We start from the raw sequence: 16,127 nt of genomic DNA, 5'->3' as shown, positions 1-16,127 counted from the left end.
GAGGAACATAACGCGTATGAGTAAAGTAATCGGTATTGACTTGGGTACAACCAACTCCTGCGTAGCAGTCATGGAAGGCGGCGAAGCGGTCGTTATCCCGAATCCGGAAGGCGCACGCACAACCCCTTCTGTTGTAGGCTTCAAAAAAGACGGAGAGCGTATTGTAGGGGAAACGGCAAAACGCCAGGCGATCACCAATCCGGATCGTACGATCATTTCCATTAAACGCCATATGGGTACAAATCACAAAGAGACGATTGACAGCAAAGATTATTCCCCGCAGGAAATTTCGGCGATGATTCTGCAAAAGCTGAAATCGGATGCGGAAGCATATCTCGGCCAGCCGGTAACACAAGCGGTTATTACCGTTCCTGCTTACTTTAATGACAGCCAGCGCCAGGCAACCAAGGATGCGGGCAAAATTGCCGGCCTTGAAGTGCTGCGTATCGTCAACGAGCCGACAGCGGCTGCTCTGGCATACGGTCTTGAGAAGTCCGAAGATCAAACCATTCTGGTATATGACCTCGGCGGGGGTACGTTCGACGTATCCATTCTCGAACTGGGCGACGGCTTCTTCGAAGTTAAAGCGACCAGCGGTGACAACAAACTGGGCGGCGACGACTTCGACCAAGTCATCATTGACTTCCTCGTGAGTGAGTTCAAAAAGGATCAGGGCATTGATCTGAGCAAGGATAAAGCAGCTGTACAGCGTTTGAAGGATGCTGCGGAAAAAGCGAAAAAGGAACTATCCGGTGTATTGACGACAACGATTTCACTGCCGTTTATTACGGTTGTGGACGGTGTGCCTCAGCACTTGGAGGTCAACCTTACCCGCGCGAAATTCGAGGAGCTGTCCGCCAGCCTGGTTGAGCGTACCCTGGGCCCTACACGCCAGGCCATGAGTGACTCCGGACTGAGTGCCAGCGCTATCGATAAAATCGTACTGGTCGGCGGCTCTACCCGTATTCCTGCCGTACAGGAAGCGATCAAGAAGCTGACAGGCAAAGAGCCGCACAAAGGCGTGAACCCGGATGAAGTGGTAGCGTTGGGTGCTGCCGTACAGGCCGGCGTTCTGACAGGCGACGTCAAAGACGTAGTGCTGCTGGACGTAACACCTCTGTCCCTCGGTATCGAAACTGCGGGTGGTGTGTTCACGAAAATGATCGACCGCAACACGACGATTCCGACCAGCAAATCGCAGGTATTCTCGACTTACGCGGACAACCAGCCGAGCGTTGAAATTCACGTCCTGCAGGGTGAACGTGAAATGGCTGCCGGCAACAAAACGCTGGGCCGCTTCCAGCTTGGCGACATCCCGCCTGCACCACGTGGCGTGCCGCAAATCGAGGTTACCTTTGACATCGATGCCAACGGTATCGTTAACGTATCGGCAACGGACAAAGGCACAAACAAAAGCCAGAAAATCACGATCACTTCTTCCAGCGGTTTGAGTGATGAGGAAGTGGAACGCATGATGAAGGACGCCGAGCTGCATGCGGAAGAAGACAAGAAGCGTAAGGAGCTTGTGGAAGCGAAAAACAGCGCCGACCAGTTGATTTATTCCGTAGACAAAACCATCAAGGACCTTGGCGACAAAGCCGACGCTTCCGAGGTGGAGAAAGCGAACGCAGCGAAAGAGAAGCTGCAAAAAACGCTCGAATCCGACAACCTGGAAGAAATCAAAGCGGCAACGGAAGAACTGAGTGAAATTATTCAGCAGCTGTCCGTCAAGCTGTACGAGCAGGCAGCGCAAGCCCAGCAGGCACAAGGCGAGCAGGCTAAAGAAGGCGGTCGCGACAACGTAGTGGACGCAGATTACGAAGTAGTAAACGAAGACAAGAAGCAGGATTAATCACGGACATAATCCGGATTAAGGGGCCTTGCCTGGCCCGGCTCCGGTAAAGTTCGCCGTTGTATGATATACTGTTCAGAAATACGCATATAACGGGTTGTGCATCCACGTTTGGAGGGAAGGTCAAAGCCGGGGCGTCCCGTGCTTTGGCTTTCCTTGTTTTGAGATGATGACTTCGTTGAAGGCATGGGGGTGGAACATTGGCTGATAAGCGTGATTATTACGAGGTGCTGGGTGTCTCCAAAGGCGCCGGCGAGGATGAGATCAAGAAAGCATACCGCAAGCTGGCCCGTCAGTATCATCCTGACGTCAACAAGGCGGCTGATGCTGAGGCCAAATTTAAAGAAGTGAAAGAGGCCTACGATGTTCTGAGCGACTCGCAACAGCGCGCTCGTTATGACCAGTATGGGCATGTAGATCCCAACCAGGGCATGGGCGGCGGTTTTTCGGGCGATTTCGGCGGAGGCTTCGGGGATATATTCGATATGTTCTTTGGCGGCGGAGGCGGCAGGCGTGATCCGAACGCTCCGCAGCGCGGGAATGATCTGCAGTACAACATGACGATTGAATTCAAGGAAGCGATATTCGGCAAAGAGTCGGATATTACCATTCCGCGCACGGAAAGCTGTGATACATGTCACGGATCGGGCGCGAAGCCGGGCACACATCCGGAAACGTGTTCGGTTTGCCGGGGGACCGGGCAGGAAGAAGTCGTACAGAATACGCCATTTGGCCGTATGGTGAACCGGCGTGCCTGCTCCAACTGCGGCGGAGCGGGTAAAATTGTCAAGGATAAATGTACGACCTGCAGCGGAACAGGCAGAGTCCGCAAGCAGCGCCAAATTCATGTGCGGATTCCCGCCGGTGTGGATGACGGCGCACAGCTGCGCATGAGCGGAGAAGGCGAAGGAGGAGTACGCGGAGGCCCTGCGGGCGATCTGTATATTGTCATTCGCGTGAAGCCGCATGACTTCTTCGAGCGTGAAGACGACGATATCTACTGCGAGGTGCCGCTGACGTTTGCGCAGGCCGCGCTCGGAGACGAGATCGAAATTCCGACGCTGACCGAAAAGGTGAAGCTGAAGATTCCGGCCGGTACCCAGACGGGCACTTACTTCCGTCTCAAGGGCAAGGGCGTGCCTCGCCTGCGCGGTATTGGGCAGGGCGACCAGCACATCAAGGTAGTGATCGTGACACCGAGCAAGCTGAGCGAGGAGCAGAAAAATCTGCTGCGTGAATTTGCGTCCTTGAGCGGCGAACAGAACCATGAGAACGAGCAATCATTTTTCGACCGTATGAAACGAGCGTTTCGCGGAGAATAAAATGTGAAATATAGAAACAGCAGGCAGGAGAAAGGTCCTGGCCTGCTGTTTTTTTCGCTTTATTTTAACCTCTCTTTTCCTCTATTTCCCTTTTGTTAACATACGTAATCTGTGTGTCAACACAGTTGCTTCCACCTAATGCCGATAATTGTATGTTTGTAAACAAAAAAAGCTGCTTTCAAAAGAAAGTTAACATTCCGAAAATCTTTCCAACGACTTAATTTCATTGTACCTATATACCATTGTTCCTTAGACCTGCATAAAAATACAGCAGATAAAGTTATCTGTCACAGGGAAAAAGGAGGAAGAAGAAGGAAATGGGGTTAAGCGAAATGAAAACGATGACAAGGCGTGTACTTGTGGCCATGATCTGCTTGATTATGGTGGCCTCCACCAGCCTTACGCAGCTTATGCCGCGTGCGGCGGCAGCGGAAGAATCCAATGTATTTTTGCGTCCGGGTGTAGAGGCTACGGCCAGCGGATACGCTGCGGCAGATTCGCCTGCTCAGGCGATTGACGGTGCAGCGGACAGCAAATGGTCATATGAAACGGGGACAACCCCTCCATCTGCAGATAACCCCTACTGGCTGAAAGTTGATGCCGGTGCAATGGCGACAATCAGCCGGTTTGAAATAAAGCATGCTGGTGCAGGAGGAGAACAGGATGAACTCAACACCAGCGATTATACGATTGAAGTCAGCGATGATGATATAAACTGGGAGCCGGTCGTCACGGTAACAGGCAATGTGTACGGTGAGACCGTACATCCTTTATTCGAGCCGGTATCAGCCAGATACTTCAAGCTGAACATCACCGCTCCTGCCAACGGTTTGGTTGACAGCAATCAGGCGAATATTTATGAATTCGAAGCCTTTGGTTACATGGAAGAAGCTGCCGCCATCCCGGTGACAGGCATTAGTCTGAACAAGTCAGCCTTGCAGCTTATGGCGGGTGAGACGGAGCAGCTGTCCGTGTCGCTTACGCCACAGGATGCCTCGGTGCCTACCTATACCTGGACCTCCAGCGATATAAATGTTGCTACCGTTGACAACTCCGGACTGGTGACTGCTGTAAGTGCGGGAACCGCTGAAATCACCGTGACGACGCAAGACGGTGGTTATCAGGCTTCGGCAACAGTCACTGTAGGATGGATTCTTCCGGGGCTGGCCGGATCAATGCTGATTGCGAAGGATAGCCAGTGGGCTTATCTGGATAACGGCTCTGATCAAGGCACGGCATGGCGTGCGGTGGATTTTAACGATGGTGGCTGGACAAAGGGTGCGGCTCCGCTGGGATATGCTAACAGCGGCAAAGATCAGAATTTAAATACAAAGATCAAATATGGCGATGATTCCGGCAACAAACATATCACCACTTATTACCGGCAGAATTTCCAGGTTGCCGATGTCTCGGCAATTAAACAGCTGACAGGTACGCTCATCCGGGATGACGGAGCGGTCATCTATTTGAACGGCCAGGAAGTGTACAGAACCAACTTGCCTGAAGGGGCCATTACATACAGTACCCTTGCATCCAGCGCGGTTGGCGACGAGCGGGACGAGGTCCCTTTTACGATTGATCCGGCTCTGCTTGTGGACGGTACGAATGTAATTACAGCGGAAGTGCATCAAAATGCGGGCAGCAGCTCGGACACCTTCTTTTCGCTGGAGCTGAGCGCATCTGATGAAGAAGTGGTGCAGCCTGCCAATGATCAGGGATTGCTGGCTGAATATTATACCAACAGCGGGGGCGATTTTGCCTTTGGTCCTTATAAAGCGACCCGCATCGATTCGCAAATCAACTTTAAAGACCTTGAAGGGACAATGAGCACCTGGGCCGGACGAAACGACAATGTGAATATCCGCTGGACAGGCCAAATCGTTCCGGAATATTCTGAAGCCTACACCTTCTCCATGATCGGAGACAACGGCTTCCGCTTGTACATTGATGGACAGCTGGCCATTGATCATTGGAAAAACGATTGGGATGTCGAATACTCAAGCAACCCGATTACGCTTGAGGCTGGCCGGAAATATAATATTAAAATTGAATATTTTGAAGACTATGGCGGCTCGAATCTGTACTTGAGCTGGGCGAGCCCGAGCGTGCCCAAGGAGATTGTGCCTGCAAAAGCGTTTTATCTGCCTGCAGACTATGACGGTCCGGTATCCGCCGAAATCGCTCAAGACGGCAAGCATGTTGAACTGGTGTTTATGAACGAGCTGGACGCTGTGACGGACACTCTTGCGGAGCATTTGAGTGTTACAGTCGGCGAAGGAACAAGAACAGTGAAAGCGGCAGAGCTGTCCACTGAGGGTGCTTCTGTCCTGAAGCTGGAGTTGAACACGCCGGTGCTCTCCAACCAGCTTGTGAATGTTAAATATGACGGTAGCGGAGGATTGGCGGCAGCCGGACAGGGCAGCATCGGGGCCTTTGCTTTCAGTCCGCTGAACAAGTCCGAGTATATGGACTATTCACCGATTTCGATTGCGATGTCGTTCTATGGAAGTCCGAAAACGAACCGCTCATTTGCCTGGTACACGAAGTATGACAAACCAGAAAATGCGCCTGCTAATGCTAAAGACAGCATCGTTGAGGTTGTGCCGGTCGAGGGAGAGTTTGATTCACCGGACGTTAAACGTTTTGTAGGCGAACCGGAAGACACCAAAGTATTGGACCTTAAAATTACCAATTCGACGAGAGGCTCTTTCATCAGCCACAAAGTGCTTGTCACCGGCCTGACCCCTGGAACCGCATATAAGTACCGTGTGGGCAGCGATGACAACTGGAGCGATGCGGGAAGCTTTACGACGGAAGCAGAAAATGAGCAAGCATATGAATTTTTATATATGACGGACTCGCAAGGGGCTAATACGAAAGACTATGAGGTGTGGGCAAACACGCTCGGCCAGGGTCTGAACAGATATCCGGATTCCAAATTCCTCGTCATGACCGGGGACATGGTGGATGCCGGGGCGCTGGAGTATCAATGGCTTGATTATTTTGGAAAGCCGCAGGACAAGCTGCTCAATTTGCCTTTGATGGCTGCGGTGGGCAACCATGAAGGGCCATACAATGACAACTATTACTATCACTTCTATTATCCTAACGATTCGATCGACGATCCTTTGCCGCCGGGAAGCGTGTATTCCTATGATTATGGCGATGCCCATTTCATGGTGCTGAACACGATGGATATGGGCTGGGACAGCCGTCAGCGGGCAGCGTTCCAGCAGCAAATCGAATGGCTGAAGCGCGAGGTCGCCCAGACGGATAAAAAATGGAAGGTCGTCGCTTTCCACAAGGCGATTTATTCGGTTGGCGGACATTCGGATGAGGCTGAAATCTATGAGTTGAGGGATATGCTGGTTCCGGTTTTTGATGAGCTTGGCATTGATGTTGTTTTGCAAGGGCATGACCACACTTATATGAGATCCCATCAAATGTATGGCGACAAGGCGGTTACAGACATCGAGAAGGACGCAAGCGGCAACCCGGTCAATCCGGACGGCACGATGTATATCGTCAATAACTCTGCAGGCACGAAGTACTATGATGTGAATCAAGGCTTGAACAAGTATTATGCGGCTGCATTCGAGCAGCCACGCAAGCCTGTGTATACGGGCATCAAGATGACGGAAGACAGCTTCACGCTTGAATCCTACCGTTCCGGAGAAGAGCAGCCGTTCGATACCTACACGATCGTGCGAAATGACAGCAAGCCCGAGACTGTTCAGGAATTAACGGCAAGTAAAACGGGGGATGGAAAAACGATTCTTACGTGGAAGAAGCCGGAGAACGGCAGCGCGGAGGATGCGGTCAGAGGTTTTAGAATTTACGAAGCAGAGGGCAAATTAGGCCGCAACTGGAGCGTCTACGTACCTGCGGTTGAGGGGCAGAACAGCTATCAATATGCAGTAGAAACCAAAGATGCAGGGCAGGACTATGTGTTTGCGGTTACGGCGGTGGATAAGCGGGATAATTCTCCGGCCAGCACGGTAAGCACAGCCGGAAACGTACCGGCAGCTCCTACTCTTCCTGTCGTGGACGATGGATATAACACATTCGGCTGGACGAATGTGCCCGGATATTCCGAGCCCTCAAATTACGAATACAGTGTGGATGGCGGAACTAGCTGGAAGGATGTCACGGCGAATCCTCAGCCTGTTGGGGATAGCGATTATGCCGCAGGAGCGGTCATGGTGCGGGTGAAAGCCGATGAAGCCAAGGGAATGGCAGCAGGCCTGGCGCTCGCCTCAGACAAACCGTTTACGGCCAACAGCGTTCACCGTACGTATTCGGTAACCGGCGCCTTAACACGGGAAAAAGGAATGAAGGTCGAAATCGAGGTTGAAAAGCTGGCCGAGTACAACGGAAGTGCCTATGTGGTCTTTGAACTGTTGAACGGGGATACACCTCTGCTCATCAATGCGATTCCTGTCAAGCAAAGCAAGCTGCCGGTCTCGCAATACTTTAATGTAAGCGGAGCGGATTACAGGGTGAAGGTATTTGTATTTGATGAATTCAACAGCGACCTTGATATCCCGGTACACCTGGCGGAGCCGGTGGAGTTCAAGTAATGGATGAAAGAAAGAGAGGACTGCATACGGTGAAGAAATTGTTAACGGTTAGTCTGGTTATGTCATGTCTGCTTTCACCGGCTTCAATCTATGCAGCTGAGGCGGGCAGCACTGCGCCGGCAGAAAGCGTCGGTCCTGCGGACAATACAGCAGCAGCCTTCGCGCTGGAGCTGAGTGCGAATGAAGTACGGCGCGGCGGTGCGATTACGATATCCGGAACGGTTCCGGGGGGAAGCCATGATGTTGTGCTTAAAATCATAAGTCCAAATCAGACGGTGTTTTATGTTGATGTCATCTCTGCCGCTGGAGGAAGCTATGGCGTGGACGTAGCCATTCCGACGAGTGAGGAGCTTGCTCCCTTCGGCACCTACACAGTGGTAACCGGAAGCGGTGGGGTTCAAGCGAGCAAAACATTCTCAGTTGCCGGGGATGGGAATAATCCCGGGAATGGCGGCGAAAATCCGGGGAATGGTGGTAATGATCCGGATAACGGCGGCGGCAACCCTGGCAACGGCGGTAGTGATCCTGACAAAGGCGGTGGCTCAGGTGGCGGATCCGGCGGCGGTGGAGGTGGCGGCACGGTCATTATCCCGCCCAAACAACCGGGCATTTCGGACGGAGCCGGTCAAGTAACTGGAGCGGTTATTCAACCGGAGAAGGGGCAGAACGGAAGTTATATTGTAGGCAGCGGAACATTGGCGGCAGCAGCGGGTCAAGCGAAGGATGCAGTGACCATCCAGCTTCCGGCAGCAGCGGGTGAATCCGGCGCGCCCTTGGAATTCCCTGCAGGCTCCTTGAAGGATCTTCAGAGCAAGCAGCTGGATTTGATCATTACGTCCGGAAATCATACGGTCCGCTTCCCGGCCGGCTCCATTGGTACATCTGCGGCCAAGGAGCAATCCATCCTGCGTTTTGTGCTGAATACAGCCATGACAGAGGAAGCCGGCAAGGTAATTGAACAGACGCTGCAAACGAATACGGATTACACACAGACCGGAATTGTGCTTTCTGTAGTCATCCAGCTCGTAACAGACGGCCAGGTAGTGGAAATTCATGAGCTGGACAAGCCGGCCTCGGTAACGATCCAATTGACGGCAGAGCAGGCAGCGAAGCTGCGCGCGCCTCTGGCTGGTGTGTATTACGTGGATGGCAAGCAGCTGGAATACATCGGCGGCAAGCTTAACGGAGATGTATTCACCTTCGCGGCCAAGCATTTCTCATATTATACGGTGCTTGAATATAACAAAACATTTGTTGATCTGGCAGGACACTGGGCTGAGCAGGCTGTCAACCAGCTTGCGGCCAAGGGAATCGTCACTGGTGTGGACGAGCGGCATTATGAGCCGAATCGTGCCATTACGCGGGCCGAGTTCGTGACCCTGATCATGCGGGCGATCGAGCAGACAGGCAAGTCATCGGCCAATGGCGCAAATCCGTTTGCAGATGTGAAGGCAGGGCAGTATTATACCGGTCCAATCGCGGCTGCGGCAGAGCTTGGCATCGTAACAGGCTATGACGGCAAATTCCGTCCTGCAGACCGGATTACCCGTGAAGAGGCGGTAGTTTCGCTTGTGCGGGCGGCGAAATATTTCAGCCTTGCAGGGAAGCAGCAGGGTGAGCCATCCTTTGCCGATGCAGGCAAGATTTCTTCCTGGGCGGCTGCGGCAGTGAAGGAAGCCTGGTCTGCAGGGTTGATCGAGGGAGACGGAAAGGCCTTTAAGCCGAAAAATTCGGTAACCCGGGCTGAAGTTGCCGTGATGATCCAGCGGTTGCTGGCGGACAGTTTATGATAAAAGGGAAGCGGGGGAACCGGCACGCCATGGTGAAAAGGTTGGTAGCAAGAATAATGGCAGCATTGTTCGTATTGATAATGCTGGAATCCGTAACGGTGAATTTGATTTGGGCGGCATCTGCCGCCCCCTCTGCGGAGGGGAAGAACACCCGCAACGTCGCCTTGAACGCGAAGGTAACAGCTTCGGGACAATGCAATAGCAATGAGGGCGGCAAAAATGCCGTTGATGGCGATTCCACCACAAAATGGTGCGACAACTCCAGCGGTGCAGGCAAATGGCTGAAGCTGGATCTTGGCAAGGTGTATACGATTAATGAATGGGTTGTATACAATGCGGCCTTCAGTGAATCCGGCAACGTTCCTTTCTGGAATACGAAGGATTTCCGCCTGCAAAAAAGTATGGACGGCAAGAAGTGGGAAACTGTCGATGTTGTGAGAAACAATGTGCAAACCGTTGTTGATCGTTATGTACCGGCATTTTCCAGCCGATATGTCAGGTTTTATGTGGAGCGCGGGGCGCACGACAATAATACAGTGCGGTTGTACGAGCTCGAATTGTACGGAGTGGACGAAGGGCAAGAGCCTGATTATCCCGCGACCAACAAGCTGCCGGTGGATTATGTAGATCCGTTCATCAACACGCTTGGCGACAACGGGCAGACGAATCCGGGACCTTCCACGCCGTTTGGCCTCGTGTCGCTGGGGCCTGACGGGGATGGCGGAGCTTTCAGCGGTTATTATTATCAGGATAAAAACTTAAAGGGCTTCTCACATCTGCGTTTCAGCGGCGTTGGCTGCAGCGGCGGGGGCGGCAATATTTTGATGATGCCGGAAACCCGTACCTTTACGAATAACAGCGGTGAATACAAGCAGAAATACGATAAAAGCAGCGAACAGGCTTCGCCTGGCTACTATGGTGTAGAGCTGGCTTCCGGAATCAATGCCGAGCTTACGACCTCGGACAACGTCGGTTTCCACCGCTATACGTTCCCGGCCAATGAGGCGGACGGCTCTGTGCTCGTGGATCTCTCCAACTCCTATGCGGGAATGCTGGATGCCAATCTGACCGTAGAGAACAATAATGAAATTTCGGGCATGATTCAGTCCAAAAACGTGTGCGGATACGGCAATTACAAGCTGTACTATTCCATTCAGTTTGATCATGATTTTGCATCATACACCTCGTGGAAAGGCAACGATACTGGAGCCGTACCACAGCGCAGCGGTTCCAACACCGGGGTTTGGCTGGATTTCGACACACAGAACAATAAAGTGATTCAGGCCAAGGTCGGAATCTCCCCAATCAGTGTGGAGCAGGCGAAGTCTGAGCGTGACCACGATATTTCGGGTTGGGATTTTGATGCTCAGCACCAGAAAGCACGCAGCATGTGGAGCGAAGTGCTTAACAAGATCGAAATCACGGACAACGATGAAAAGGAAAAGACCATTTTCTATACGCAGCTTTACCATATGTTCCTGCATCCGAAGAACGTAACCAGCTCGGCAGGCGAGTTCCGGGCGGGCAGGGATGAAAACACGATCCGCAATACCTCGGAGCTTGGCGACGATTTTGAATATTACAGCGGCTGGTCGACCTGGGACGATTTCCGGAAATACCCGCTGTACTCTATCTTAGAGCCGAAAAAATATGAGAACATGGTAAAATCGCTCGTTGATCTTTATAGAACGAGAGGCACTTACACCCAATATGGTGACGGCTATTGGCCGAGCCCGACGGTGAGAAATGAGTTTAACGGCGCCGTCATCCTGGATGCTTACTCCAAAGGCTTTACAGATTTTGATGCGTATACGGCGCTGGAAGGCATGGCTGTTGATACCGATCATTATGTGTACAGCGACAATGATGTTTCCGGCAAGCTGGAAAGAGCCTACAGCGCCTATTTTCCGATGAGGCTTGCAGAAATGCTTGGTGACAAGGACACGTATGCAAAATACAGGGACATTGCCTTGTCCTATAAAAAGCTGTGGAATCCGGGCCAGGTGGACGAGAAGGGCGAAAAACGCGGTTTCTTCACGCCAAATGCCCGCAATGTGTCAGCCTCGGAAATTACGCAGGTTGATAAATATGCTTATCAAGGCAACCTGTGGCAGTACCGCTTTTTCGTGTTGCAGGATATTGCCGGCTTGGCCGACCTGATGGGCGGCATCCGTGAAATGGCGGGTGAACTGCTGCATTTCTTCGAAATTAACGAATATATGGCAGTCAATGAAACCGCCCCTCTCGATGCTCCTTACCTGTTTAACTATTTGCGCATGCCTTATTTGACGCAATATTATGCAAGGGAGTATACAACAGAGGTTGTTACGCAGAACTACCATAACCACGGCCGCTATGCGTTTCCGATCAAGTCGCGGGTTTACCGCGATGATCCGGAAGGATATCTGCCGACAATGGACGACGACGCCGGTGCGATGGCTTCCTGGTACGTATACAGCGCCATGGGCATCTATCCGGGAAATCCGGGTGAAGCGATGTTCCTGATCGGCTCGCCGATCTTCTCGGAAGTGAAGCTGCACCTGGACAACGGCAAGACCTTTACGATTAAGGCTAATAACGTTTCGAGCGACAACCGCTTTATCCAGAGCGCCGAACTGAACGGCTCGAATTTCGATCAAGCCTGGATTCGTTATGAGGATATTATGCAGGGCGGCACTCTGGAATTTTCGATGGGCTCTGTGCCGAATACGTCCTGGGGCGCTTCCAAGGCTGCGATGCCGCCAGCAACGGATTATTCGACAGAAGTCGATAATAACCTGATCCGTCAGGATCTGATTGCGGAGAAATCGGAATGGAAGTATTTGGACAAAGGCAAATATGCCGGCGCAGGCTGGACAAACCTGAATTTTGACGACAGCTCCTGGGCTGCGGGCCGAGCCGTGCTCGGATATGACAACAAAGGGTTTGCAAATACGGTGGTCAGTTATGGCCCGGACGGGAATAACAAGTATCCAACCACCTATTTCCGGAAAACATTTGAGGTTACCGATCTGCAGGATATCACGAAATTGGAAGCCGGCCTGATCCGTGATGACGGAGCGGTCGTGTACCTGAACGGCCGTGAAATTATCCGCACGAATATGCCGCAAGGAAATGTGGACTATGGCACCTATGCGAATGCCACAGTAGGTGATGAGCGGAATATGAACAGCTATGTCATTGATCCGTCTTACCTGGTTGAAGGCACCAACGTGCTCACAGCGGAGGTTCATCAGGTCAATGCCACAAGCTCGGATATCGCCTTCGAATTCAGTCTGGCGGCTGTCAAGCAGATGACAAAGCCTGCCGCTCCAACCCATCCGGTCGTGGACGATGCGGCCAATACGTTCGGCTGGACGAGTGTGCCAGGCTATGACCAGCCAGCGGATTATGAATTCACCACAGATGGTGGTGCGCATTGGCAAACGGCCACCTCCAATCCGCAAATCGTTGGTCCGGCGGAATATGAGGTTGGAGAGATTCAGGTAAGAGTCAAGAAGGACGAAGGCCAGGGCCGTACGACCGGCGAGGCGCTGAAATCGGACAAGCCTTATACGTCAGATGTTCTGTGGGACGTCTTCGATCTGGAGGCGGACGTGAATCGTAAAGGCAATATGAAAGTGGATATCAGCGGCACACTGAAAGGCCAATATGTCGATTCGGCGGTGGCCGTGTTCCAGCTCATGAACGGCAGCGAGCAGGCCTGGGTATCCAACGCCGTGCCTGTCGCGACGGGCAGCTTCCAGCTTTCACAGAGTTTTAACGTCAATGCAGGCAATTACCAGCTAAATATTTATCTGGTGGATGAGTACAACGGCAATGTGTATGATTCGCTGTGGCTGGCCGATCCGATCGTATCCCAGGCCGAGCCTGTGCCGGCTCCAACTCCTGATCCGGAACCGGAGCCAGATCCAGGGACGCCAGGGGATGAGGAAATTGAGCCTCTTCCGCTTCCGGTGAAGGAAGAAGAACCTCCAATCGTCGAAATACCGGAGGACGGGGAGCAGCCAGGCAGCAGCGGCATGTTTGAGTTTGAAGAGCGCAGCGCCTGGACTTCGGCGGTGAACACCTTTAACAACAATCCGTTGAAAACGGAATCCGGCAATGGCGGAACGGTGGTTGCCAACACCTTTACCGGCGCATGGCTCAGCTTTGAGGATGCTGATTTCGGCGCCGAGGGCGTAAACCATATTGCTGTTGAGTATGATGCTCCTGCATCAAGAACACCGGCGGATGGCATTCTTGAAGTGAGACTGGGCGGAGTGGATGGCGAGCTTGTGGGTACGGTCCAACTGCCGAACACTGGCAGCGGCTGGGGGACGTACAAGACAGCCGTGGCGAACCTGAACAAAACCTTAACCGGGACACAGGATGTGTATCTGGTTATGAAAGGCAGCACGGACAGCACCCGTCTGTACATGGGCAACTTTGACCGTTTTACATTGGATTATGTCAAAATCAGAAACGATTATGCCCGTCTTGAACTGGAAAAGTATGATCAATGGTCCACGAGTGCGAATCCCGCTAATAATGGGCCGCTGAAAACGGAAGCCGGCAAGAGCGGACAGCAGGTTGCAAATACTTTTGACGGAGCGTGGCTCGCCTATCTGAATATGGATTTCGGCAACACGGGAGTGAATCAGTTTTCGATTGAGTATGCTGGCAACACCGGTAATACAGCCGCCGACGCGGCGGTTGAGATTCGTCTCGGCGGTGTAGACGGCACCTTGGTCGGTAAAGTTGCCACCCCTCCAACCGCCAGCAGCTGGGGGACCTACGCTACGGTGACAGGCAGCCTTACACAGACCCTTACCGGGATGCAGGATGTCTATCTCGTATTTAAAGGTAAAACCGATTCGACGTACAAATACATCGGAAATTTTGATAATGCCAGCTTTTCTGCAAGCACAGTGCCTGAACAACCGGAAGAACCGGAACAACCTGGACAGCCTGAGCAGCCGGAAGCGGATGTGACCTTGCAGTTTGAGAATCGCAGCGCCTGGACTTCGGCGGTCAACACGTTTAATAACAAACCGCTGAAAACGGAAAGCAACAATGGCGGTACGGTTGTGGGCAATACGTTTACTGGCGCATGGCTGGCCTTTAACGATGTTAACTTTGGCACCAAGGGGAAAAATAATGTGGAGATTGTGTATGATGCTCCTTCACAAAAAGCCCCGGCCGACGTGACAGCAGAAATCCGCCTGAATGATGCGAACGGCGAGCTTGTCGGCACGGTGAAGCTGCCGAATACCGGCAGCGGCTGGGGAACATACAAGACCGCCAGCGCCAAGCTGGACCGGACGCTCAGCGGTGCGCAAACAGTTTGTATCGTCTTTAAAGGCACGACCACCTCAGGCCTGATGTATGTCGGCAACCTGGACAGCATGACTTTCACCGCGGCCGAATAAGCAGCGGGCCATATAATCATTTATTAGAGGACGTTCCAGAGGGTTTTATTAACCTGGGGCGTCCTTTTTGTTGTTGTTGAGGCTTATGGGCACGGATCATGAGTAGCTGCGGCCCCTATTGGTGTAACATGTCCCTTTTAATCTTAGTTGAAAGGACCACATTGTCCTTATTTATATGAAACCCGGTGTTTTTAAAGGCTAGCCGGACTCAGGAGGCTTTATTAAAGCCATGAGGGGGTGCCGCAGCAGAAAAATTGCCAAATAAGTGCATACAGGTCCGCTTAATGGTCAAAATCACTCGGAAATTGAAGAATAAGGGCGCTGGAGTCCGTCCATCGGTCTGTCCAAATAAATTCTAATTTTTTGCGTATGCTACACATTGGCGGGGGCGGATTTTTTTGACGATTTCAGACAATATAAACTTCGGAGCCTCGGCATCCTGATATCTTAAGAAGAACTTCGCTAAACGTGGTATGGTTTTTTTGAAAGCATGTTGATAGACGTTTTTCATATGAGGTCTCCAAAACTTAGGAATGAGGGATGGCATGTGGGTGAGAAAAACATTTTAGCCTATTTCAAAAGTCCGGAGGAGGCGCAGGCGGCGGCAAAAAAGCTGGAGGCCCTGCGAGTGATCGACATGTCCATCGACCGTTTCAGCAGGTATCCGGGGGCCGACCCTGCGAATGATCTGCCAACCCTGGCGGGAAATTTCGGCAGTCTCTCCTCGCTTGTGCATGGTGGGGATTTTACGAACAGTTCCTCCGGTATCCTGGCAGCGGCAGACCCGTCGGCCAGCGGCATGAGCGACGGCGGACAAGGTGGACCGACAGGCAGGGATATCCTGCTGACAGCGGTCGTGGATGAGTCGGTTCATCATCAGGCGCTTTCTATAGTAGAACAGACAGGCGGCATGATATAACACACCATTCAAGCAGTAACGTATGGAAAGGAGATAAGTGTAATGCCAACGAACAAACGGTATGATAAAGTTTTTACGAAAACGGAGAAAATGAAGCTTATGAGTTCAGCCAAAAATGAGGACGTGGAATTTTCAGCTGAACTGGCTGATCACGATGACGTAGAGGCGCTGCGCCGCAGCGAGTCCGCCGACCACCGCCAGGAGCGTATTTTGACGGACCCGGCCAAGAACAAAGAGACAAAGCTTTGACATT

Annotated in this window: 7 protein-coding genes; all 7 read left to right on the top strand. The window is 52.2% G+C overall.

The window, feature by feature from the left end; all coding sequences use genetic code 11:
• Positions 1-16 precede the first annotated feature (16 nt).
• The 7 genes from dnaK to ACE5LO_RS20385 all read left to right on the top strand — a co-directional run bounded on the left by dnaK (position 17) and on the right by ACE5LO_RS20385 (position 16,123).
• Positions 17-1,852, top strand: coding sequence for a molecular chaperone DnaK (gene dnaK, locus ACE5LO_RS20415; RefSeq protein WP_375521836.1), 1,836 nt, complete (start codon positions 17-19; stop codon positions 1,850-1,852).
• A 200-nt stretch (positions 1,853-2,052) separates the two neighbouring features.
• The gene (dnaJ, locus tag ACE5LO_RS20410; RefSeq protein WP_375521835.1) at positions 2,053-3,174 is read left to right on the top strand and encodes a molecular chaperone DnaJ; all 1,122 of its coding nucleotides are present in this window, start codon (positions 2,053-2,055) and stop codon (positions 3,172-3,174) included.
• A 317-nt stretch (positions 3,175-3,491) separates the two neighbouring features.
• Positions 3,492-7,754, top strand: a complete 4,263-nt coding sequence (locus ACE5LO_RS20405; RefSeq protein WP_375521834.1) for a PA14 domain-containing protein — start codon at positions 3,492-3,494, stop codon at positions 7,752-7,754.
• The gene (locus ACE5LO_RS20400; protein WP_375521833.1) at positions 7,754-9,544 is read left to right on the top strand and encodes an S-layer homology domain-containing protein; all 1,791 of its coding nucleotides are present in this window, start codon (positions 7,754-7,756) and stop codon (positions 9,542-9,544) included. The genes ACE5LO_RS20405 and ACE5LO_RS20400 overlap by 1 nt, the downstream gene beginning before the upstream one ends.
• Before the next feature lie 29 nt (positions 9,545-9,573).
• Positions 9,574-14,955, top strand: a complete 5,382-nt coding sequence (locus tag ACE5LO_RS20395) for a GH92 family glycosyl hydrolase (protein WP_375521832.1) — start codon at positions 9,574-9,576, stop codon at positions 14,953-14,955.
• 547 nt (positions 14,956-15,502) lie between these two features.
• The gene (locus tag ACE5LO_RS20390) at positions 15,503-15,874 is read left to right on the top strand and encodes a hypothetical protein (protein WP_375521831.1); all 372 of its coding nucleotides are present in this window, start codon (positions 15,503-15,505) and stop codon (positions 15,872-15,874) included.
• Positions 15,875-15,916: 42 nt separating this feature from the next.
• Complete coding sequence (locus ACE5LO_RS20385) at positions 15,917-16,123, top strand: YfhD family protein (RefSeq protein WP_375521830.1); 207 nt, start codon at positions 15,917-15,919, stop codon at positions 16,121-16,123.
• Positions 16,124-16,127 lie beyond the last annotated feature (4 nt).

This window comes from Paenibacillus medicaginis, from assembly GCF_042138635.1.
GTDB classification, from domain to species: Bacteria; Bacillota; Bacilli; order Paenibacillales; family Paenibacillaceae; genus Paenibacillus; species Paenibacillus medicaginis.
Note: the sequence above shows the minus strand (reverse complement) of the source record. Positions and strands in the feature narration are given on the sequence as shown.